At 41.9% G+C, this 19119-nt stretch carries 22 protein-coding genes and 4 pseudogenes; all 26 read left to right on the forward strand.

The annotated features are described in order from the left end of the window. Positions 1 to 344: single-stranded-DNA-specific exonuclease C-terminal domain-containing protein (locus SCRDD08_RS11895; protein WP_231089334.1), on the forward strand; the 344-nt coding region annotated here is incomplete at its 5' end. 122 nt (positions 345 to 466) lie between these two features. After that, the gene (locus tag SCRDD08_RS05210) at positions 467 to 979 is read left to right on the forward strand and encodes an adenine phosphoribosyltransferase (RefSeq protein WP_061422727.1); all 513 of its coding nucleotides are present in this window, start codon (positions 467 to 469) and stop codon (positions 977 to 979) included. 100 nt (positions 980 to 1079) lie between these two features. After that, positions 1080 to 2021, forward strand: coding sequence for a homoserine O-acetyltransferase MetA (gene metA, locus SCRDD08_RS05215; RefSeq protein ID WP_061422728.1), 942 nt, complete (start codon positions 1080 to 1082; stop codon positions 2019 to 2021). A gap of 9 nt (positions 2022 to 2030) precedes the next feature. Beyond that, on the forward strand, positions 2031 to 2711 hold the full coding sequence (locus SCRDD08_RS05220; RefSeq protein ID WP_061422729.1) for a DnaD domain-containing protein: 681 nt from the start codon (positions 2031 to 2033) through the stop codon (positions 2709 to 2711). Between the two features lie 454 nt (positions 2712 to 3165). Further along, positions 3166 to 3438 (forward strand): hypothetical protein, encoded by a 273-nt coding sequence (locus tag SCRDD08_RS05225; protein WP_061422730.1) that lies wholly within the window; start codon positions 3166 to 3168, stop codon positions 3436 to 3438. Position 3439: 1 nt separating this feature from the next. After that, the gene (locus tag SCRDD08_RS05230) at positions 3440 to 3799 is read left to right on the forward strand and encodes a hypothetical protein (protein ID WP_061422731.1); all 360 of its coding nucleotides are present in this window, start codon (positions 3440 to 3442) and stop codon (positions 3797 to 3799) included. Continuing rightward, positions 3790 to 5406, forward strand: a complete 1617-nt coding sequence (locus SCRDD08_RS05235; protein ID WP_061422732.1) for an LXG domain-containing protein — start codon at positions 3790 to 3792, stop codon at positions 5404 to 5406. The genes SCRDD08_RS05230 and SCRDD08_RS05235 overlap by 10 nt, the downstream gene beginning before the upstream one ends. Before the next feature lie 13 nt (positions 5407 to 5419). Continuing rightward, positions 5420 to 6070, forward strand: coding sequence for a hypothetical protein (locus SCRDD08_RS05240; RefSeq protein WP_061422733.1), 651 nt, complete (start codon positions 5420 to 5422; stop codon positions 6068 to 6070). Continuing rightward, positions 6067 to 6708, forward strand: a complete 642-nt coding sequence (locus SCRDD08_RS05245) for a hypothetical protein (RefSeq protein WP_061422734.1) — start codon at positions 6067 to 6069, stop codon at positions 6706 to 6708. Before SCRDD08_RS05240 ends, SCRDD08_RS05245 begins: the two co-directional genes overlap by 4 nt. Beyond that, positions 6705 to 7349 (forward strand): annotated as a pseudogene (locus SCRDD08_RS05250) (hypothetical protein). The gene SCRDD08_RS05245 and the pseudogene SCRDD08_RS05250 overlap by 4 nt, the downstream one beginning before the upstream one ends. Next, positions 7346 to 7990, forward strand: coding sequence for a hypothetical protein (locus SCRDD08_RS05255; protein ID WP_061422735.1), 645 nt, complete (start codon positions 7346 to 7348; stop codon positions 7988 to 7990). The pseudogene SCRDD08_RS05250 and the gene SCRDD08_RS05255 overlap by 4 nt, the downstream one beginning before the upstream one ends. After that, complete coding sequence (locus SCRDD08_RS05260) at positions 7987 to 8619, forward strand: hypothetical protein (protein ID WP_061422736.1); 633 nt, start codon at positions 7987 to 7989, stop codon at positions 8617 to 8619. Before SCRDD08_RS05255 ends, SCRDD08_RS05260 begins: the two co-directional genes overlap by 4 nt. Then, positions 8616 to 9223, forward strand: a pseudogene (locus tag SCRDD08_RS05265) (hypothetical protein). The gene SCRDD08_RS05260 and the pseudogene SCRDD08_RS05265 overlap by 4 nt, the downstream one beginning before the upstream one ends. Next, on the forward strand, positions 9220 to 9849 hold the full coding sequence (locus SCRDD08_RS05270) for a hypothetical protein (RefSeq protein WP_061422737.1): 630 nt from the start codon (positions 9220 to 9222) through the stop codon (positions 9847 to 9849). Before SCRDD08_RS05265 ends, SCRDD08_RS05270 begins: the two are co-directional and overlap by 4 nt. Then, positions 9846 to 10457, forward strand: a pseudogene (locus SCRDD08_RS05275) (hypothetical protein). The gene SCRDD08_RS05270 and the pseudogene SCRDD08_RS05275 overlap by 4 nt, the downstream one beginning before the upstream one ends. Then, positions 10454 to 10612, forward strand: coding sequence for a hypothetical protein (locus SCRDD08_RS11395; protein ID WP_231089335.1), 159 nt, complete (start codon positions 10454 to 10456; stop codon positions 10610 to 10612). Before SCRDD08_RS05275 ends, SCRDD08_RS11395 begins: the two are co-directional and overlap by 4 nt. Positions 10613 to 10833: 221 nt before the next feature. Next, complete coding sequence (locus SCRDD08_RS05280) at positions 10834 to 11523, forward strand: tRNA (adenine(22)-N(1))-methyltransferase (RefSeq protein ID WP_061422738.1); 690 nt, start codon at positions 10834 to 10836, stop codon at positions 11521 to 11523. Beyond that, positions 11510 to 12307, forward strand: a complete 798-nt coding sequence (locus tag SCRDD08_RS05285) for a Nif3-like dinuclear metal center hexameric protein (RefSeq protein ID WP_061422739.1) — start codon at positions 11510 to 11512, stop codon at positions 12305 to 12307. The genes SCRDD08_RS05280 and SCRDD08_RS05285 overlap by 14 nt, the downstream gene beginning before the upstream one ends. Positions 12308 to 12318: 11 nt before the next feature. Further along, positions 12319 to 13437: an NAD(P)/FAD-dependent oxidoreductase gene (locus tag SCRDD08_RS05290; protein WP_061422740.1), complete on the forward strand. Its 1119-nt coding sequence runs from the start codon at positions 12319 to 12321 to the stop codon at positions 13435 to 13437. A gap of 241 nt (positions 13438 to 13678) precedes the next feature. Beyond that, the gene (locus tag SCRDD08_RS05295; protein WP_231089336.1) at positions 13679 to 14467 is read left to right on the forward strand and encodes a hypothetical protein; all 789 of its coding nucleotides are present in this window, start codon (positions 13679 to 13681) and stop codon (positions 14465 to 14467) included. 108 nt (positions 14468 to 14575) lie between these two features. Beyond that, positions 14576 to 15046 carry an 8-oxo-dGTP diphosphatase gene (locus SCRDD08_RS05300; RefSeq protein WP_061422741.1) on the forward strand — a complete coding sequence of 157 codons (471 nt, stop codon included), beginning with the start codon at positions 14576 to 14578 and terminating at the stop codon, positions 15044 to 15046. A 22-nt stretch (positions 15047 to 15068) separates the two neighbouring features. Next, a pseudogene (locus tag SCRDD08_RS12205) lies at positions 15069 to 15231 on the forward strand (ZIP family metal transporter); the annotation flags it as partial. A 254-nt stretch (positions 15232 to 15485) separates the two neighbouring features. Further along, positions 15486 to 16355 carry a glucose-1-phosphate thymidylyltransferase RfbA gene (gene rfbA / locus SCRDD08_RS05310; RefSeq protein WP_061422743.1) on the forward strand — a complete coding sequence of 290 codons (870 nt, stop codon included), beginning with the start codon at positions 15486 to 15488 and terminating at the stop codon, positions 16353 to 16355. A 4-nt stretch (positions 16356 to 16359) separates the two neighbouring features. Beyond that, positions 16360 to 16953, forward strand: a complete 594-nt coding sequence (locus SCRDD08_RS05315; RefSeq protein ID WP_061422744.1) for a dTDP-4-dehydrorhamnose 3,5-epimerase family protein — start codon at positions 16360 to 16362, stop codon at positions 16951 to 16953. A 241-nt stretch (positions 16954 to 17194) separates the two neighbouring features. Beyond that, entirely contained in the window at positions 17195 to 18241 is a 1047-nt protein-coding gene (rfbB, locus tag SCRDD08_RS05320) for a dTDP-glucose 4,6-dehydratase (RefSeq protein WP_061422745.1), read from the forward strand. A 201-nt stretch (positions 18242 to 18442) separates the two neighbouring features. Further along, positions 18443 to 19045 (forward strand): hypothetical protein, encoded by a 603-nt coding sequence (locus tag SCRDD08_RS05325; RefSeq protein ID WP_061422746.1) that lies wholly within the window; start codon positions 18443 to 18445, stop codon positions 19043 to 19045. The last annotated feature ends 74 nt before the right edge of the window (positions 19046 to 19119 follow it).

Here is a 19119-nt window from a genome sequence, read left to right on the forward strand (position 1 = left end):
TTGCCAAACCTTACTATCTGACCGGCTATGGTACCCGTGAGCAATTTGCCAAACTCTACAAGACTATCTACCAGTTCCCCGAGTTTGACGTTCGCTATAAACTCAAAGAGTTGGCGGCTTACCTGAAAATCGACCCGATTCTCTTGGTTAAAATGATTCAGATTTTTGAAGAGCTGGGCTTTGTCAGCATCACCGAAGGTGTCATGACAGTTAATAAAGAAGCTGAAAAGAAAGAAATTGACAGCAGTCACATTTACCAAGACCTCAAGCGCCTAGTCAAAGAACAAGAACTCATGGCACTGGGCACCGTGCAGGAGATTTACGACTATCTCATGGATTGCTAGGGAAAAGGCCTCCTTGTTTTACAAATCTTTCATATCTAAAAAAATTTGAAAGACTGTTAGAGCCTTTTTGAATAAAACATGGTATAATAGAGAGTAAAAAATTTTTTGAAAGAAAGAACATTATGAATTTAAAAGATTATATTGCAACTATTGAAAACTACCCAACGGAAGGGATTCTCTTCCGCGATATTAGCCCTTTGATGGCTGATGGGAATGCCTATAGCTACGCTGTACGTGAAATTGTACAGTATGCGACTGACAAGCAAATCGACATGATCGTCGGTCCAGAAGCGCGTGGCTTTATCGTAGGATGTCCAGTTGCCTTTGAATTAGGAGTTGGTTTTGCTCCTGTCCGTAAGCCTGGCAAACTTCCTCGTGAAGTCATCTCAGCGGACTATGAAAAAGAGTATGGTGTAGATACTCTGACTATGCATGCGGATGCGATCAAACCTGGCCAACGCGTTCTGATTGTCGATGACCTTCTTGCAACTGGTGGAACAGTTAAGGCAACCATTGAGATGATTGAGCGCCTTGGCGGAGTTGTTGCTGGTTGTGCCTTCCTTATCGAGCTGGATGAGCTCAAAGGTCGCGAAGCGATCGGCGATTATGACTACAAAGTATTGATGCACTACTAAAGATATAGCTTATTGCTATATCTAGTTAGAGAAAAAGTATAATTGAAAACTATATCTCCTTTGAGTATAATAGGTATATTAAACAAAAGGAGATATTTTCATGCCTATCAAGATTGATAAGAAGCTTCCCGCAGTTGAAATTTTAAGCTCTGAGAATATCTTTGTCATGGATGATGACCGGGCAGATCATCAAGATATCCGCCCCTTGAATATCTTGATACTTAATCTCATGCCCCAGAAAATGGTGACGGAAACTCAGATTTTGCGTTATTTGGCCAATACACCCTTGCAGCTGACAATTGAGTTTCTTTATATGACTTCTCATACGTCAAAGACTACCCAAGTGGAACACATGCAGACCTTTTACAAGACTTTTGATGAGGTCAAACATCGTTTCTTTGATGGCTTGATTATCACAGGAGCGCCAGTAGAGCATCTACCTTTTGAGGCGGTGGACTATTGGGAGGAATTCCAGCAAGTGATTGAATGGTCTAAGACTCATGTCTTTTCGACTTTACATATCTGTTGGGGAGCACAGGCCGGCCTTTATGCCCGCTATGGCGTAGATAAGCACCAGATGGAAGAGAAACTCTCAGGTGTTTACGAGCAGTCGGCTCCAAGCAATAATCTGCTTTTCAGAGGTTTTGATGATGAATTTATCACGCCTCATTCAAGGCATACTGAGGTACTGAAAGAAGACATTCTTAATCTGACCAATCTAGAGATTCTCTCCGAGGGGGAAGACACGGGCTTGTCCGTTTTGGCGAGTCGTGACTTGCGAGAGGTATATAGCTTCGGTCATATGGAGTACGACCGTGATACCCTTGCCAAGGAGTATTTCCGTGACTTGGAAGCGGGAAAGGATCCTCATATTCCTGAGAATTACTTCAAGAATGATGATGTGAATGCGACACCTTGTCTGCGCTGGAGTTTGGCGGCAGCTCTCTTTTTCAGTAATTGGGTCAATTATGCAGTCTATCAAGAAACGCCATTTGATTGGCAAAGTCCAGAGAATGATGCATCCTTCTTTGCTTATTTATAAAGAGGTACTATGACTTATTTAGCAGCTTACAAAAATGGCAACTTGGTTCTTCCAAGTGCCCTCTTTTTGCATTTTAAAGACATTTTTGATTCCAGTGATGATTTTTTGGTCTGGCAGTTTTTCTATTTGCAAAATACCACCTCATTGGAGGAGTTTGCGCCTAGTCAGATTGCGGAGTATATTGGCAAGACCTTATCCGAGGTCAATCGCTCCATGTCCCATCTGACAGAAAAAGGCTTGCTCCAGTACAGAACCATTGAACTGAATGGGGAAATTGAGGCGATTTTTGATGCTTCGCCAGCCTTAGAAAAGCTAGATGAGATTCTAGGCACTTCCAGTCCTATAGGGTCAAGGCCGGCATCTGATGGCAATCTTCTCAAGGAACTGGTCGAAACCTTCCAGCAAGAGCTGGGGCGTCTTTTGACTCCATTTGAAATTGAGGATTTGACCAAGACCATTAAGGACGATCAAACCAATCCAGACCTGGTCAAGGCTGCTTTACGCGAAGCGGTTTTCAATGGCAAGCCTAATTGGAAATATATCCAGGCGATCTTGCGTAATTGGCGGCGGGAAGGCATTACAACCCAAGCTCAAGTAGAAGCCAAACGGGCGGAGCGTGAAGTAAGTAATCCACAGAATGTAACGGTTTCAGATGATTTCCTCAATGCCATGAATTTGTGGAAGGACTAGTTACAAGTAAGTGTGGTGGGGCTGTGCGAAATGTTTGAAGGTTTTGCTTTTCTTTCTACTATCTAGTTTCAGATTTAAAGATCTTCAAGTTATTATAAATAGTTCCAACTCCGAGTGGTTGCTCAGTAATCGCTGGCTATTGAGCAATTATCTACCATTTTAATAGTTTCTGAACATAATAAGGCGAGGAGGCTGGGACAAAAGTCCTAGCCTCTCAATTGTCTTTGGATTGTCGAGCAAGACGCAGTGGTTGAGTGGGCTCTACTACGCTGATTTCATCAGCTTTTACAGCCCTACTCAACTGTGCGGAGGTCGGACGACGAAATCGAATTCTAACGAATTACCGATTTCTGTCCCACTCTCCTCTTTTTTATTTTAGAACCTATGATTTTGAGGAATTATGATATAATGAAAAGGTATGTTGATAATTCTATAAACAAAAGGAGAAGCGAAGATGGGACAAATTAAATCAAGCACTATTTCAGCTAGGTCTGCTATCAGCGAGCTAGTTGGAGTTGATACCAGCAATGCACAAAATCAACAAGTCAAATTTTTCTATACAACAGGGATTGCTGGAATGGAAGCTGGCTGTCAAGCCTGCAATCAAATGCTGCAGGCTATCAGTGACTTCAGTTCGGCCGTCCTAACTCAGGCCAATAAATTTCCAGAAATTGCTGCAAAAATTGAGAAACGCGATATAGAGCAGGCTAAGCGCTGGGAGAGTTAAAATGAAGGTAGATAAAAGCGAAAAAGAACGCCAAGCACTTTATGAAAAAATTCTCAAAGTTGACGAAAAAGAAGATGAATTTATGGCTCTCAAACATCAATACGAAGATTCTCTGGTAAACTTTGCGACGGATTTCCAATATTTGACGACTCGAATGGAAAATCTATTTTATGAGTATCCGCAAAATACTGCTTCCCTCAGTCGTGATTTAGCAGAGACTCACCATCTTAACCAACAGGTTAAGAACTATGTGGGGGTGCAGATGGATGAACTAGAAAAGCTCGGTCGTCAAACAAGAAAGACTCTGGAAGAAGAGCGAGAAAAACTGACCAAAGAAAGGAATAGTCTGCCATGGGGGTGAAATATAGTGCAACAGATTCGGCCCAGCTTATCCAAGCGATGACCAGCAACCTGCAGGTGGCTAATCAGGTGACCGATCGTCTATCTAGTGGCTGCGATCACCTGATTGCCTCTTTGGAGTCGGGTGAGCTGCAGGGAGCGGCTTATACAGCGGGAAAAGGCTTATTTACAGAAATTATAATCCCTGCTATCAAAAAGCTACAAGCTGCTATTGATGATATTCAGGAGGAGCTGAATTCTTATAAATATGCTGACTCCACCGTATCTGAGTATGGAATACTGGATCTTGACTTGCTGAAAGAACAGCTGGAAACAAAACAGGAGATGCTGGAGAAAACCCAAGCTCAGCTAGCAGAGCATCAATTTCTATTTCGCCGGATTATTGATGGACTTGCAGGGGTATTAGCTGACAATCTGTCCAAGACGAATGCTCTGACAGTGCTGGAAAACCAGCTAAATATCGGCATTCGGGAAATTCAGGAAAAAATTGACAAACTGGAATGGTTTGTGGCAGATGTTTCAAAATACTTTACAGACAGTCTAGAAATTTTGATACTAGCTATTCAAGGAGCAGTGTCATTGAGTCAAATCACAATTGATGCAGAAGGAAACTACTATACCAACGGTGCGGATATGTCCTGGATTTCCAATATGAAAAAGGAAGAAATCCGCACTTACGGCAGGGGAGAGGATCCGCGAAAATCTTTGATTAATCAAAACATTCGGGATTTGATGCTGTCTGATGAGGCGGCAGACTATTACCGTTCGCGCCTAACAGCCTTTCTGGAAGGGAAACCATCCAGTGACTGGCCACTGTTAATCCAAGAGTTTAATAAGACTTTGAGTTTTGACCAAGATGGAAATATCTTGCTTCCTGTCCCTGTTAAAATAAATCAGGGCGGAATAGACATCTGGGTCAACATGATTTTCAAAAATGGCAAACTGGATGAGGAATATACTCAGCAGGCGATTAAAGAGCAGGCAGGTCAGTTCTTTGAGAGCTTGGGAGAAAATGCGGCAGAATTTCTAGTTGGTCTGCTAAATGTTGTCGGCGGTGCCTTACTGGATGTAGCTAGTTTAGGCTTGGGTGCCGGTGGGCTGGCTGTTGCCTTGCCGACTGGAGGTACAGTGACAATTCCGGCAACGGCTGCAGCAGTCAGCGGTCTTGCTGCTGGAACGACTATGGTTGTCGGCGGTTCGGCCGTAATGGGAGATGCCCTAAGCCAAATGGCAGCTGCTAATGCAGCCTTTCAGGTCAGCTTCGCTCAGAATTACGATAGCTGGCAGGCTAATAAACCGACGAGTAAGACCATTTCTGGCAAAGGTGGTAAGCAGATTGAAGGCAGAGCGGGAAATAGAAAAGTAAAAATTCGTGTGGATTTGGAACCAAATAGTGGTGCAGGAGGCCAAGGGAAATTACAAGTTCAGTCTGGAAGTGGAAAGTCGGGATATGATATTAATAGACACTTAAATGTTAATGAAATTACAGGAAAAGATTATATCAGGAATTGGGTAAATAAAACTGCGGATTTAAAAAACCAAACGAAAAGTGTTAAAGAGGAAATAATCGAAAGGTTATGGAAGGGTTACCAGGAAATGGTGAATTAAGGAGAACAGGATTATGGAACTTTATATAAAAGGTGACTTTACTAAAGAAATTCCGTTTGATTATTTGGATCTAGCGAAGAGAATGTGGTTTGAAAGTTATCAAGGAGAGGATATTCCTATCTCCTATTCTGGTTACCGTCGAATCAGAGAAGGGAATGATTTAGCCATTCATCTAAAACTAGATAAACAAGATTATGATGAACGTTGGTTACATGTCCCAATACAAGAAGGAATAAAATACCGTTTTTATTCACAAATTGATGAAGATCTAAATTTGGATTTTGAGGGTGCTTATGTAACAGATTGTCGCGAAAATGGAGACTATCTTTGTCTGGCTTCTACTCATCTTAAGCTATTGACACTTGACAGACGGGCTATGTATATCATGGCTGTTGAGATTGCTACAATCTTTGATGGACAAATCAGTGAAGATGGCAAAAAAAGCTGGATAAGCGTTGAGGAATTCAAGGCAAGGCACAGTGATACATTATCTCTAACCTTTGAGGAAGCGAATGAGAAGAGCTTGGAAGAAATTCGGACAATAGATCCTACAGAAGAGCCTCTTTGGGCTGAATTGGACCAAAAGCGTGAAGAATATATCCGAATTCATGGGGAGGCAGAGCTGGGTGATGAATATGAGGAAGAAGATGAGGAGGATGAGTGAGACTCTATATCAAAGGTGACTACACCAAAACAGATTTTTATGACGAGTTTAAAGAAATGGCTAGAAAAATGTGGTTCAAGGAACGAAAGGGAATTGAACTAGATTTTTCCTATGCTTGGGATGAAGATTTGCATTTAAATTTGAAGTTGGATAAATTTAAATACAATGACGAGCGTTGGGGGAATGCGGATTTCAAGAAAAATATAAATCCTTGGAAGACATTGAAGTATGAAAATTTGACAATGGATCTTGAGGATTCCTACGAAAGCGATGGCCGCGAAAAAGGTGATTATCTGCGACTTCTCTCAACGCATTTGGATATCTTGACAGTTGATAAGCGGGGCATGTATATCATGGCAATTGAAGTGGCATCAGCTATTGACGGTCAAATTAGTGAAGATGATAAAGAAACTTGGCTGACGATTGAAGAGTTCAGAACCACACATCAAGATTTGCTTGACTTGACTTACGATGAAGCTGTTGACATCAGCTTGGAAGAATTAAAGGTCATGAAAGCAGTAGATGAGCCTCTTTGGGACGAGCTGCACAAAGGGCGCGAAGAATACATTAAAATTCATGGTGAGAGGGTTTATGATGATGACGATGATGAAGATTTCGAGGACGAGGAGGATGAGTGAGACTTTATCTTAAAGGAAACTACGAAACCAGCATCTATCAGGTCAGCCTGGAATACCCGTGGAAAATGTGGTTTAAGGAGCGCAAGGGAGAGCAGCTTAGTTTTTCCTATGCGCGTGATGATGATTTTTATCTAAGTTTAACCTTGGATAAATTTTCTTCTAACGATGAACGTTGGGCAACAGCTGATTTTAGAACGAGAGATAACTCTTGAGATACTTTTAAACGTGAGAATCTAAATCTAAATTTTGAAGATTCCTATGAAAGTGATGGTCGTGAGAAAGGAGAGTTTCTGAGAATTATAACATCCCATGAGGAAGTCCTGACGGTCGACAAGCGGGCTTTGTATATCATGGCGATTGAAGTAGCAACAGCTATTGACGGCCAAATTAGTGAGGATGACAAAAAAACTTGGCTGAGTATCGAGGAGTTCAGAACTAAGCATCAAGATTTGCTTGATTTGACCTACGATGAAGCTGTTGATATCAGCTTGGAAGAATTAAAGGTCATGAAAGCAGTAGATGAACCACTCTGGCCTGAGTTAGACAGAAAACGTGAAGACTATATCCGAATTCACGGCGAGGCAGAGCTAGATGATGAATACGAAGACGACGATAATTTCGAGGACGAGGAGAATGAGTGAGACTCTATATCAAAGGCGACTATTCTAAAAAAATACCATTTGGCTATAAAGAATTAGCGCAGAAAATGTGGTTCAAGGAACGCAAGGGGCATGAACTTGAGTTTTCCAATGTTGGGGACGACGAAATGCTGCAGGATGATTTCTTATTCGGAGTAGAATTAAGGAAATGGGGGACGGTTGATGAAAGATGGTCCGATGCTTCATTTGTTGTTTCTGATAACCCATGGTTATCCTTGGAATACGAAAATATTGGTTTAGAATTTGAAAAAGCTTTTATTTCGGATTACCGCGAAAGAGGAGAGTGCCTCCGAATTGCCTCAGGGCATGTTGACATTTTAACGGTTGATAAGCGCGCCCTGTTTATCATGGCCATTGAGGTCGCAAGTGCCATTGATGGTCAGATTAGCGAGGACGAGAAGCAAAGCTGGCTGAATGTAGAAGAGTTTCAGAAACGCCATCAGGATGTTCTTTCCTTGACTTACGATGAAGCAGTTGATATCAGCTTGGAAGAATTAAAAGTTATGAAAGCCGTAGATGAACCACTTTGGGAAGAAGAGGAGCGGCTTCATGAAGAATACATCAAAATCCACGGCGAGCGTGTCTATGATGACGATGATTTCGAGGACGAGGAGGACGAATGAGGCTTTACATCAAAGGCGATTATACCAAAGAAATTCCATTTGATTACTTGGAACTGGCGAAAAGGATGTGGTTTGAGAAAAAAGATGGAATAGAGCCAGATTTGTCGTATGCTGGGTATTTAGATTTACCAATCGAGAAACTTTCTATTCACTTAGAATTAGACAAGAAAACTCATGATGATAGGTGGAAAAGTGTTCGGATAAAGAAAGGGATTAAATATGATTTTTTATCCCATAAGTCAGAATATATACAGTTAGACTATGAAGATGCTATCATGTCGGATTTTCGTGAGAAAGGTGAATGTTTAAGAATTGCTTCTAAGCACCTTGACCTTCTCACTGTTGATAAACGAGCTATGTATATTATGGCCATTGAAATTGCGACTGCTATTGATGGTCAGATTAGCGAAGATGATAAAGAGAGCTGGTTAAGTGTGGAGGAATTTAAAAAACGGCATGAGGATATCCTTTCGATGAGTTATGAAGAGGCTAATGAGCTGAGTTTGGAAGAAATTCCCTTTTTGGGCGATGTGAGAGACCCAGTTTGGGAAGACGATGACCGTAGAAATGAAGAATACATCAAAATCCATGGAGAAGTGGAGTTGGATGACGATGAGGACGACGAGTGAAACTATATCTTAAAGGTGATTATACAAAAAAGATACCTTATGGTTATCTAGAGCTTGCTGGAAAAATGTGGTTTCCAGAAGAAAAGCAAGTATCTTACTCAATGCTGGGAATAATGATGCATTACAAGAGGATTTTTCTGTAAATTTATCCTTGAGGAAAAGTACTGCAGATAAGCGATGGTCTAGTGTCCCTCTAAAGGAAGGGGTACGAATACTCTTTTCGCATCTTAACGAATGTATTGAGATAGAGTTTGAAGATGCGTTTGCTACGGATTATAATGAAAAGGGGGACTATCTTCGCATTTTAACTAGCCATCTAGAAATCTTGACAGTAGACAAACGAGCCATGTACATTATTGCACTTGAGATTGCAAAGGTGATTGACGGGCAAATTAGCGAGGATGGTAAGAATAGCTGGTTGACAATTGAAGAGTTTAAAAGAAAACACGAGGCTATTCTATCTCTGACTTTTGAAGAAGCAAATGAAATCAGTCTGACAGAAATTCAAACAATGGATGTTATAGACGATCCTCTTTGGGAGGAAGAAGCTATTCGTCGAAAAGAATATATACTAGCACATGGAGGCGATATCTCAGATTTATGAGACTATATATCAAAAGTGGTTTTAAGAAAAAAATAACCTTTACAACAAGAGAGTTGCTCTGGAAAATGTGGTTTAAGGAGTGGCATGGTCATCCTATTACATACTCAAACGTCGGTGATGATGAGATGTTACAAGATGATTTTTACTTTGTAGTAAGCTTTGATAAATGGCGTTTTTTTGACTCAAGATGGAATAATATTCCCTCTTATGATTTAAAAAATCCGTGGAATTCCTATAAATATGAAAATATATCCCTTGAATTTGAAAAAACTTTCATTACAGAGTGGAGAGAACGTGGAGATTATCTACGTATCGCAACATCTCATATAGATGTTTTAACAGTAGATAAACGTGCTTTATACATTATGGCGGTCGAGGTTGCGAGTGCAATAGATGGGGATATCAGCGAGGATGACAAAGAGACATGGTTGGATGTAGAGACTTTTAAGGAGCTACATAAGGATGTTCTTTCACTGACTTATGATGAAGCTGTTGAAATCAGTTTGGAAGAATTAAAGACAATGGTACCGGTAAGAGATCCTCTATGGGAAGAGGAGGAAAGGCTTCGAGAAGAATATATCAAAATCCACGGTGAACGTGTTTATGACGATGAGGAAGATGAGTGAGACTATATCTTAAAGGCAACTACGAAACTAGTATTTACCAAAACTGTATGGAATATCCTTGGAAAATGTGGTTCAAGGAACGTAAGGGAGTGAAAGTTGGTTTTTCTTATGCACGTGATGATGACTTCTATTTTAGTGTTAGTTTGGATAAATTTTCTTCAAATGATGAGCGTTGGGGAATGACTGATTTTAAAATAGGAGATAATCCATGGAGTTCATTTAAATATGAGTATCTAATATTGGATTGTGAAGATTCCTATGAAAGTGATGGGCGAGAAAAAGGAGACTATCTTCGAATAATCACGACTCATAAGGATATTCTAACGGTTGATAAGCGAGCTCTCTATATCATTGCGATTGAAGTAGCATCTGTCATTGACGGTCAAATCAGCGAAGACGACAAAGAAACATAGCTGAGCCTTGAAGAATTCAAAATGAAACATATAGACCTGCTGAATTTGACCTACGACGAAGCGGTCGATATTAGTTTAGAAGAGATAAAGGTTATGAAAGCGATAGACGAGCCTCTCTGGGAAGAATTGGATAGGAAGCGTGAAGAGTACATTCGAATTCATGGAGAGGTAGAGTTGGACGACGAGGACGAATGAAATTATACTTAAAAGGCGATTATACAAAAAAGATACCTTACGGTTATCTAGAGCTTGCTGGTAAAATGTGGTTTCCAGAGGATGAGCAGGTTTCTTACTCAAATGCTGGGAATAATGATGCATTGCAAAAGGATTTTTTTCAAATTTATCCTTGAGGAAAGGCACTTTCGATAAGAGGTGGGTATTACTTATAATGTTGAAGGGATTCCTTTACTCCTCTTGCTATTGAGAAAAACTCACTATTCTGTAAGTGTTAAACGATTTGATGGGGAAGCTTAATTTAGATAGAAGGTACAAATGGCTAAAACAAAATAATTTCACTTGATGATACAGAAATGATATACTGAATAGAAGAACGTTTAGAAAAGAGTAAGCAATGCAAAAAAAGACGATTTCCCAACGCTTGGAGCGAGTGGCTGCTTTTGTACCAGATGGGGCAAAGCTGCTGGATGTCGGGAGCGATCACGCCTATTTGCCTATTTACCTGATTCAGCAGGGACGGATTGAGAAGGCTCTGGCCGGAGAAGTGGTAGAGGGGCCTTTTCAGTCTGCCCAGAAAAATGTGGCAGAGCATGGGCTGACGGAGCAGATTGAGGTTCGCTTGGCCAATGGTCTGGCGGCTTTTGAAGCGGAAGATCAGATTGACACCATCGTCATTGCTGGTATGGGTGGTCGCTTGATTTCAGAGATTTTGGAAAATGGCAGAGCTAAGCTTTCGTCCGTTTCCCGCTTGATTTTGCAGCCCAATAACCGAGAGGATGAGCTCCGCAGCTGGCTGGTATCTAACGGTTTTCGCTTGCTGGCTGAGGATATTTTAGAAGAAGCTGGAAAGTTTTACGAAATCCTAGTGGCTGAGGCAGGCCAGCAAACATTGACAGAGCAAGAAAAACGCTTTGGTCCTTTCCTATTAGAGCAGCAATCGCCTGTTTTTCAGTTAAGATGGCAGAAAGAACTGAAAAAACTTGAAGGAGCTCTAGCCCATATCCCAGAAAAGAATGAGCTAGAACGCTCTGCTATGTCCCAAAAAATTGAAAGTATCAAGGAGGTGCTCCATGTTAGCAAGTGAAATCATCGCCCGTTATGAAGCCTATTGCCCGCAAGAATTGTCCATGGAGGGCGACATTTCAGGCCTGCAAATCGGAACTTTGGACAAAGAAGTGGACAAGGTTCTAGTGGCATTGGATATTCGTGAGCAAACGGTGGCGGAGGCTATCGAGGCAGGTGTTGGACTGATTATCGTTAAGCATGCGCCTATCTTTCGACCGCTCAAGAACCTAGTGGCAGATAAGGCGCGAAATCAAATCATTCTAGACCTCATCAAGCATGATATTGCTGTTTATGTCAGCCATACCAATATTGATGTTGTAGAGGACGGGCTCAATGACTGGTTCTGCCAGTTATTAGATATTGAGGAGACAAATTTTCTCAGTCAGACAAGTCCAGAACACGGTATTGGTCGCGTAGGGAATATTGCTCCTCAGTCTTTTGGGGATTTTGCGGCTAAGGTCAAGGCAACTTTTGGACTAGATAGTTTGCGTCTGGTTACTTATGAAGAAGCGGATCTCGAACGCGTGATTGAGCATGTGGCTATTTGTGGTGGCAGCGGTCAGTCCTTTTATCCGGAAGCTATTGCCAAGGGAGCGCAGGTCTACATTACAGGTGATATTTACTATCATACAGCTCAGGAAATGCTGACAGAGGGGCTTTTGGCGCTGGATCCTGGACACCATATCGAGGTTCTTTTTACCGAAAAATTAAAAGAAAAATTTGATACTTGGAAGGCAGAAGAAGGCTGGGAAATTGAGATTCTAGCTAGTCAGGCTTCGACCAATCCTTTCCGACATATTTGAGAGGGAGCGACATGAAAAAAGTAGCAGTGATTGGAGCTGGGATTGTCGGATCAACAGCGGCTTACTATCTGTCCCAATCCCCAGATGTGGAAGTGACTGTCTTTGATGACGGCAAGGGGCAGGCAACCAAGGCAGCCGCTGGCATTATCAGTCCTTGGTTTTCCAAGCGTCGCAACAAGGCTTGGTACAGGATGGCGCGTCTGGGCGCTGATTTTTATCAGTACTTGATTGCGGAACTGGAAGCGGCTGGAATCCAGACAGACTTTTACCAACAGACAGGTGTTTATCTGTTGAAAAAGGATGAGAGCAAGCTGCAGGAACTTTATGATTTGGCTGCTAATCGTCGTGAAAAGTCGCCGCTGATTGGGGACTTGAGTCTTCTCAGCCGTCAGGAAGCCCAGGAGAAATTTCCAGACTTGCAAGGCTTTGAGCAACTTCTCTATGCTTCCGGTGGCGCCCGTGTGGAGGGAGCGCTCTTGACGGAGACGCTTCTGAAAGCCAGCAAGGCAGAGTTAGTTGAGAAAAAGGTAATCTTGACAGTAGATAGAGAGCAACTTCTGGTGGATGGTCGTAGTTTTGACTGTGTCATCTTAGCTGCGGGGGCTTGGCTGGGAGAAATCTTGCAGCCACTGGGCTATAAGACAGATGTTCGGCCGCAAAAAGGACAGCTACGTGATTTTAAGCTGGCTGAAAAGACGGATGACTACCCTGTGGTTATGCCTGAGGGCGAGCTGGATATCATTCCTTTTCTAGCAGGCAAGGTCAGTGTCGGTGCCAGTCATGAAAATGATCAGGGCTTTGATTTGACGGTAGATAAGACGGTGCTGAATCAGTTGCAGCAAGAATCGGAAACTTACTTGCCAAGTTTATCTAAAGCAGAGATTCTGGGTGAGCGCGTGGGAACGCGGGCTTATACCAGCGACTTTTCTCCTTTCTTTGGAGCTGTGCCAGACTTGCCGCATGTCTACGCAGCCAGCGGTCTAGGCTCTTCCGGCCTGACAACTGGTCCGCTCATCGGACGCCAATTGGCTCAGATGGCTTTGGGAGAAGCGGGGCTGCTAGATCCAGCAGACTATCCTATTGAACGGTACGTGGAGAAGAAGATACTTAAGGAGAATAAATGTTTTTAATATTTCTCATTTTACTTTTACTAGTAATATCAATCTTAATTTCAATCTTACTTATTCTATTTACTAGACATGAAAGTCGTTCTCAACATTCTCTTGTTGCTCAAAATAATGGAGGAAATCAGGAACTAGCAAAGAATAACAAACATAAAATAGGTTTTGGTGTTTTGGGCTGTTTCCTATCCAGTGTGGTGATCGTTTTTCTTATGGCTCTTGTCTCTATGTTTCTGAATTTCATAGATATATGGGGATTTTTGTACGAGTACCGAAATATGAAATGGTACAGGCTGTTCAGCGCTCTTATAAGCAGAGTGGTTTTGAAGGAACGGTCAGAGTTTTAGATGCTAATAAAAACTATACCTCTTTTGCTGGTTATTTAGTCAGTGCTGAGTATTCTGAGGAAATTGAGGGGAAAACGGTTAAGATCGGTGACCGAATTGAGTACTACACCTCTCGGGATGAGAAATATGGAAAAACGGATATTGACCTACAGCTTGAAAAGGGAGATGCGATTTATCAAGTTTTTCCTAGTATCGCTTATACGGGACTAGAGCTGAGTCCGGGCTATAGTGAAACTTTAGAAACTGTAAAAGATAGCTTCACAAGAGCGGATAAGAAGAAACTATATCTAGAATCCCTTGATTTTATGATAGATAAGGATGCACCACATATTGATGCATACGAGGCTCTGATAAAGAAGAATCGGGCAGAAGGCCAGCCTTTGCAGGGCTTATATCCAATTCCTATTTCTGACATGTTAGAAAAAGAGGCTCTTGCCATTGAAATGAAGGTAATTTTGAACGTGGAGCAAGATGATGGATCTATCATTAGTATTGGCCAAGACCAGAAGAATGATGATAAAATCAAGCAGATTTTACAAGAGCAGCTAGATTTCACGAAGCTACCAAATGCACGTTATCTTATGGCTATTAGTGTCGGGAAAGATAGTAAGTATTCTGGATTTGGTAAATACGAAGTCATTGTTCAAAATCATCAGATCGTTCGATTTTCTATCCAAAATAAAGAATATTGAGTTGGAATAACTCTTTTGGGTATTGCTTTCAATTACAGCTTGTGGTTGTGTAAGCATCATGAACGTGGTTTTCTTAAAGTTACTAATGCTAGGTGGAGAAGGTTTGATATGACAGAAACTATTTTGAATTGGGTCAATATTTGTGTAAAAAAAGACGATGAAATTTTACTGCTTAATCGCCAGCATGATAACTTTAAAGGGTGGATACAACCAGGTGGGAAGGTGGAGTTTCCAGAATCTTTTTTTGAGGCTGCAAGGCGCGAATTAAAAGAAGAAACAGGGCTGACTGCTCTAAACTTGGAATTGAAGGGAATTTCAGGTTTCACTAATCCGAGTAAAAAAGAACGGTATGTGTATTATGATTTTCTTTGTACTGCCTTTGAGGGGCAAGTTAGGGGAAACGATCATGAAGGGGAGCCCAAATGGTGGAAGATTTCGGAACTTGACCAAATAGATATGCAGGACGACATACGTGAACGTTTGCCTCTCTACTGGCGGAAAGGCTCTTTTGAGCGGATTCATTACTGGAATGAGGAAAAACATTGTATCGGCGAAACCAAGACAATTTTGTATGATTGATTTGAGAGGATAGGGAGAAGTTATGGACTGGTTACGATCGCAGCCTGTGGTTATGCAGGCATTCTTGGCGGGGCTTTTTACATGGGGATGTACCATTGTGGGCTCGGCTGTTGTATTTTTCTTTAAAAAGGTCAGTCGTAAGTTGCTGGATATTATGATGGGCTTTGCGGCAGGAGCTATGATTTTCGTTGTGGTAGAGGAGCTGATACCGGATTCGCAGACCAATGGCAATACCGATGTGGCGACCTTAGGTCTCATGGTGGGATTTGTTCTCATTATGGTTTTGGATGTAGCTTTAGGTTGATGCCAATTTAGAATCAAAGAGCAGAAGGAAGCGGAATTTCCGCTCTTTTTTCTTTTATTAAGGGGAGTGAAAAGGGTGACATCCGCTTTCAAAAATGGTAAAATAAAGGGAATACATTAAGAGAGGAAACTCATTATGAAAGGTATTATCCTTGCAGGCGGTTCGGGTACACGTTTGTATCCATTGACCCGCGCTGCGTCAAAACAGCTCATGCCGGTTTATGACAAACCCATGATTTATTATCCACTGTCAACTCTTATGCTGGCTGGTATCAAGGACATCTTGATTATCTCCACTCCGACGGATCTGCCTCGTTTTGAGGATCTGCTGGGAGATGGCTCTGAGTTTGGTATCAAGCTCTCTTATGCGGAGCAGCCAAGTCCGGATGGATTGGCACAAGCCTTTATCATTGGAGCTGATTTTATTGGAGATGACAATGTAGCGCTGATTCTTGGGGATAATATTTACCATGGACCAGGTCTGAGTAAAATGCTCCAAAATGCTGCGGCGAAAGAAAAAGGAGCAACTGTCTTTGGCTACCATGTCAAGGATCCAGAACGCTTTGGTGTTGTAGAATTTGATGAAAATATGAATGCTATCTCCATCGAAGAAAAACCAGAACAACCTCGCTCTAACTATGCAGTGACAGGACTCTATTTCTATGATAACGATGTTGTAGAAATTGCCAAGAACATCAAACCAAGTCCTCGCGGAGAACTGGAAATCACTGATGTCAACAAGGCTTACTTGGATCGTGGTGACTTGTCTGTTGAGCTCATGGGACGTGGTTTTGCTTGGTTGGATACAGGAACTCATGAAAGTCTCTTAGAAGCCGCTCAATATATCGAAACAGTTCAGCGTATGCAGAATGTTCAGGTGGCAAATCTGGAAGAAATTGCCTATCGTATGGGCTATATCACTAAAGAGCAAGTGCACGAATTGGCGCAGCCGTTGAAGAAGAATGAATACGGACAATACTTGCTCCGTTTGATTGGAGAAGCATAAGAAGATGACAGAACAATTTTTTGATAAGGAATTAGCAGCGCGTGAGGTTCCCGGAATTCCTGGAATGCTAGAATTTGATATTCCTGTTCGCGGGGACAACCGAGGCTGGTTTAAGGAAAATTTCCAAAAGGAAAAAATGCTGCCACTAGGCTTCCCTGAAAGCTTCTTTGCAGAAGGGAAACTGCAAAATAATGTCAGCTTTTCTCGTAAAAATGTCCTGCGTGGTCTTCATGCTGAGCCTTGGGACAAGTACATCTCTGTTGCAGATGACGGCAAAGTGCTGGGTTCTTGGGTAGACCTGCGTGAAGGTGAGACCTTTGGCAACACCTACCAAACAGTAATCGATGCCAGCAAGGGGATTTTTGTGCCACGGGGCGTAGCCAACGGCTTCCAAGTTCTTTCTGACACGGTTTCCTATAGCTATCTGGTGAATGACTACTGGGCTTTGGAACTCAAACCTAAGTATGCCTTTGTCAACTATGCAGACCCAGCTCTAGGCATCCAGTGGGAAAATCTAGAAGCAGCAGAAGTCTCAGAAGCAGACAAGAACCATCCATTACTCAGGGATGTCAAACCACTAAGAAAAGAAGATTTATAAGAAGATTTCTTTTCTGATTCATTAATTGATACTGAAATATATGATTTAGCTCAGCTCTAATCTGAGCGAAGCGAATTAAAGAAATGATTGCCGCTGTGGTGTAAGTCATGTAACAAATTATTTAGTTTGTTACATGACAGGGGATTTTTGAGACGTTAGGCTCAAAAATAAGCAATGAAACCGGAGGTTTGCTTGCGTCCCCACCACTTAAGGCAATTATAAAAAAGTTTAAGGAATAAAAATGACTGAATACAAAAAAATTATCGTGACAGGTGGAGCTGGTTTTATCGGTTCCAACTTCGTCCACTATATTTACAATAACTTTCCAAATGTCCATGTGACAGTGCTGGACAAGCTGACTTATGCGGGTAATCGCGCCAATATTGAAGAAATTTTGGGTGACCGCGTTGAGTTGGTTGTTGGAGATATTGCTGATGCAACCTTGGTAGATAAGCTGGCAGCTGAAGCTGATGCTATTGTTCACTATGCGGCAGAAAGCCACAATGACAACTCGCTCAATGACCCGAGTCCGTTTATCCACACCAACTTCATCGGAACTTACACACTTTTGGAAGCAGCTCGTAAATACGACATTCGTTTCCACCATGTGTCAACTGACGAGGTTTATGGTGACCTGCCTCTGCGTGAAGATTTGCCAGGTCATGGCGAAGGACCAGGTGAGAAATTTACAGCTGAAACCAAGTACAATCCAAGCTCACCTTACTCATCAACCAAGGCAGCTTCAGACTTGATTGTCAAAGCTTGGGTGCGCTCTTTTGGTGTCAAAGCGACTATTTCTAACTGTTCAAACAACTATGGTCCTTACCAGCACATCGAGAAGTTCATTCCGCGCCAAATCACCAATATCCTGAGCGGAATCAAGCCAAAACTTTACGGTGAAGGAAAAAATGTCCGTGACTGGATTCATACTAATGACCATTCATCAGGTGTTTGGACGATTCTGACCAAGGGTCAAATTGGTGAAACTTACTTGATCGGTGCTGACGGTGAGAAGAATAACAAGGAAGTGCTGGAGCTGATTCTCAAGGAAATGGGACAGCCAGCAGATGCTTATGATCATGTGACAGACCGTGCCGGCCACGACCTCCGCTATGCCATTGATGCCAGCAAGCTCCGCGACGAGCTAGGATGGAAGCCAGAGTTTACCAACTTTGAAGCGGGTCTCAAAGAGACAATCAAGTGGTATACGGACAACCAAGACTGGTGGAAATCTGAAAAAGAAGCAGTCGAAGCCAACTATGCTAAGACGCAACAAGTGATTAAGTAAGAATAGAATATTTATACTAAGCTCTGTTATACAGACAATATGCGACTAAGAGGCTGGGATTATTTGTCCCAGTCTTTTTTATAGGATTGTTAGCCTTTTAATCTCTTTGTTACAGAAAATGATGTAAAAATAGTGTAAAATGAGATAAATCCTTTTTGTGTTTTCAGCTAAGGATATTTCTCAAAGTAAAGGAAGACAGATATGAAATTGATCAAAAGATTGGTGGGAATTGTTTTGGTACTGTTACTTGCAGCAGTGCTATTTCTGGTTCCTTCTTCTATCAATCCGAATGAACAACTAAAAAATGTTCAAGCTAATACTTCGTGGGAAAGTATGATTGAGCCGACTTTGAACAATGCTAATGTAACGGCTCAGGGAGTCAGCACAGAAGTCTCTCTAAACAGTGTCCAGCTTAATCAGCTTCTCAAGTCTTCGCTGACTGATAGTGATAATCAGGAACTGCTAAATGGAGCTTACAGTATTGAAGGCAATAAGCTGCGCATCCAGTATCCGGTTAAGCTGTTTTTTATTGATAGTAAGCTAGATCTAGAGGTGGATGTGACGGTGAAGGGGAGTGCCTTATACATCACAATCGATAATGCCAAGCTAGGCATCCTTCCTATCCCTAAATCTTGGGTGACTGGCATGCTGAAGCAGCGACTGCAGACCTCTAATTCGACTATCACGACGGAGGGAGATAGTTTCCTTCTATCTCTGCCGCAGGGTCCGTTCAGCATTGACAAAGTCAGCCTGCAGAATGGAGTTGCTAAAATCCAGATCAGTATGGCTTATGGAATTCAATAATTTTGAAATCTAATTTAAACCAATTTTCTAGATTGAAGAAAAGATCTATTTTAGATGACGTTCTTCAATCTTTT

Origin of the sequence: Streptococcus cristatus (genome assembly GCF_001578775.1) — a bacterium.
Classification (GTDB): Bacteria; Bacillota; Bacilli; order Lactobacillales; family Streptococcaceae; genus Streptococcus; species Streptococcus cristatus_A.

Bases quoted from the DNA above. Each gene is read 5' to 3' on its own strand.
- SCRDD08_RS05290 (WP_061422740.1), top strand. From the start codon at position 12,319: ATGAAAAAAGTAGCAGTGATTGGAGCTGGGATTGTCGGATCAACAGCG.
- SCRDD08_RS05225 (WP_061422730.1), top strand. From the start codon at position 3,166: ATGGGACAAATTAAATCAAGCACTATTTCAGCTAGGTCTGCTATCAGC.
- SCRDD08_RS05235 (WP_061422732.1), top strand. From the start codon at position 3,790: ATGGGGGTGAAATATAGTGCAACAGATTCGGCCCAGCTTATCCAAGCG.
- rfbB (WP_061422745.1), top strand. From the start codon at position 17,195: ATGACTGAATACAAAAAAATTATCGTGACAGGTGGAGCTGGTTTTATC.
- metA (WP_061422728.1), top strand. From the start codon at position 1,080: ATGCCTATCAAGATTGATAAGAAGCTTCCCGCAGTTGAAATTTTAAGC.
- SCRDD08_RS05230 (WP_061422731.1), top strand. From the start codon at position 3,440: ATGAAGGTAGATAAAAGCGAAAAAGAACGCCAAGCACTTTATGAAAAA.
- SCRDD08_RS05300 (WP_061422741.1), top strand. From the start codon at position 14,576: ATGACAGAAACTATTTTGAATTGGGTCAATATTTGTGTAAAAAAAGAC.
- SCRDD08_RS05280 (WP_061422738.1), top strand. From the start codon at position 10,834: ATGCAAAAAAAGACGATTTCCCAACGCTTGGAGCGAGTGGCTGCTTTT.
- SCRDD08_RS05295 (WP_231089336.1), top strand. From the start codon at position 13,679: ATGGGGATTTTTGTACGAGTACCGAAATATGAAATGGTACAGGCTGTT.
- SCRDD08_RS05260 (WP_061422736.1), top strand. From the start codon at position 7,987: ATGAGGCTTTACATCAAAGGCGATTATACCAAAGAAATTCCATTTGAT.
- SCRDD08_RS05220 (WP_061422729.1), top strand. From the start codon at position 2,031: ATGACTTATTTAGCAGCTTACAAAAATGGCAACTTGGTTCTTCCAAGT.
- SCRDD08_RS11395 (WP_231089335.1), top strand. From the start codon at position 10,454: ATGAAATTATACTTAAAAGGCGATTATACAAAAAAGATACCTTACGGT.
- SCRDD08_RS05240 (WP_061422733.1), top strand. From the start codon at position 5,420: ATGGAACTTTATATAAAAGGTGACTTTACTAAAGAAATTCCGTTTGAT.
- SCRDD08_RS05325 (WP_061422746.1), top strand. From the start codon at position 18,443: ATGAAATTGATCAAAAGATTGGTGGGAATTGTTTTGGTACTGTTACTT.
- SCRDD08_RS05210 (WP_061422727.1), top strand. From the start codon at position 467: ATGAATTTAAAAGATTATATTGCAACTATTGAAAACTACCCAACGGAA.
- SCRDD08_RS05315 (WP_061422744.1), top strand. From the start codon at position 16,360: ATGACAGAACAATTTTTTGATAAGGAATTAGCAGCGCGTGAGGTTCCC.
- SCRDD08_RS05285 (WP_061422739.1), top strand. From the start codon at position 11,510: ATGTTAGCAAGTGAAATCATCGCCCGTTATGAAGCCTATTGCCCGCAA.
- SCRDD08_RS05270 (WP_061422737.1), top strand. From the start codon at position 9,220: ATGAGACTATATATCAAAAGTGGTTTTAAGAAAAAAATAACCTTTACA.
- rfbA (WP_061422743.1), top strand. From the start codon at position 15,486: ATGAAAGGTATTATCCTTGCAGGCGGTTCGGGTACACGTTTGTATCCA.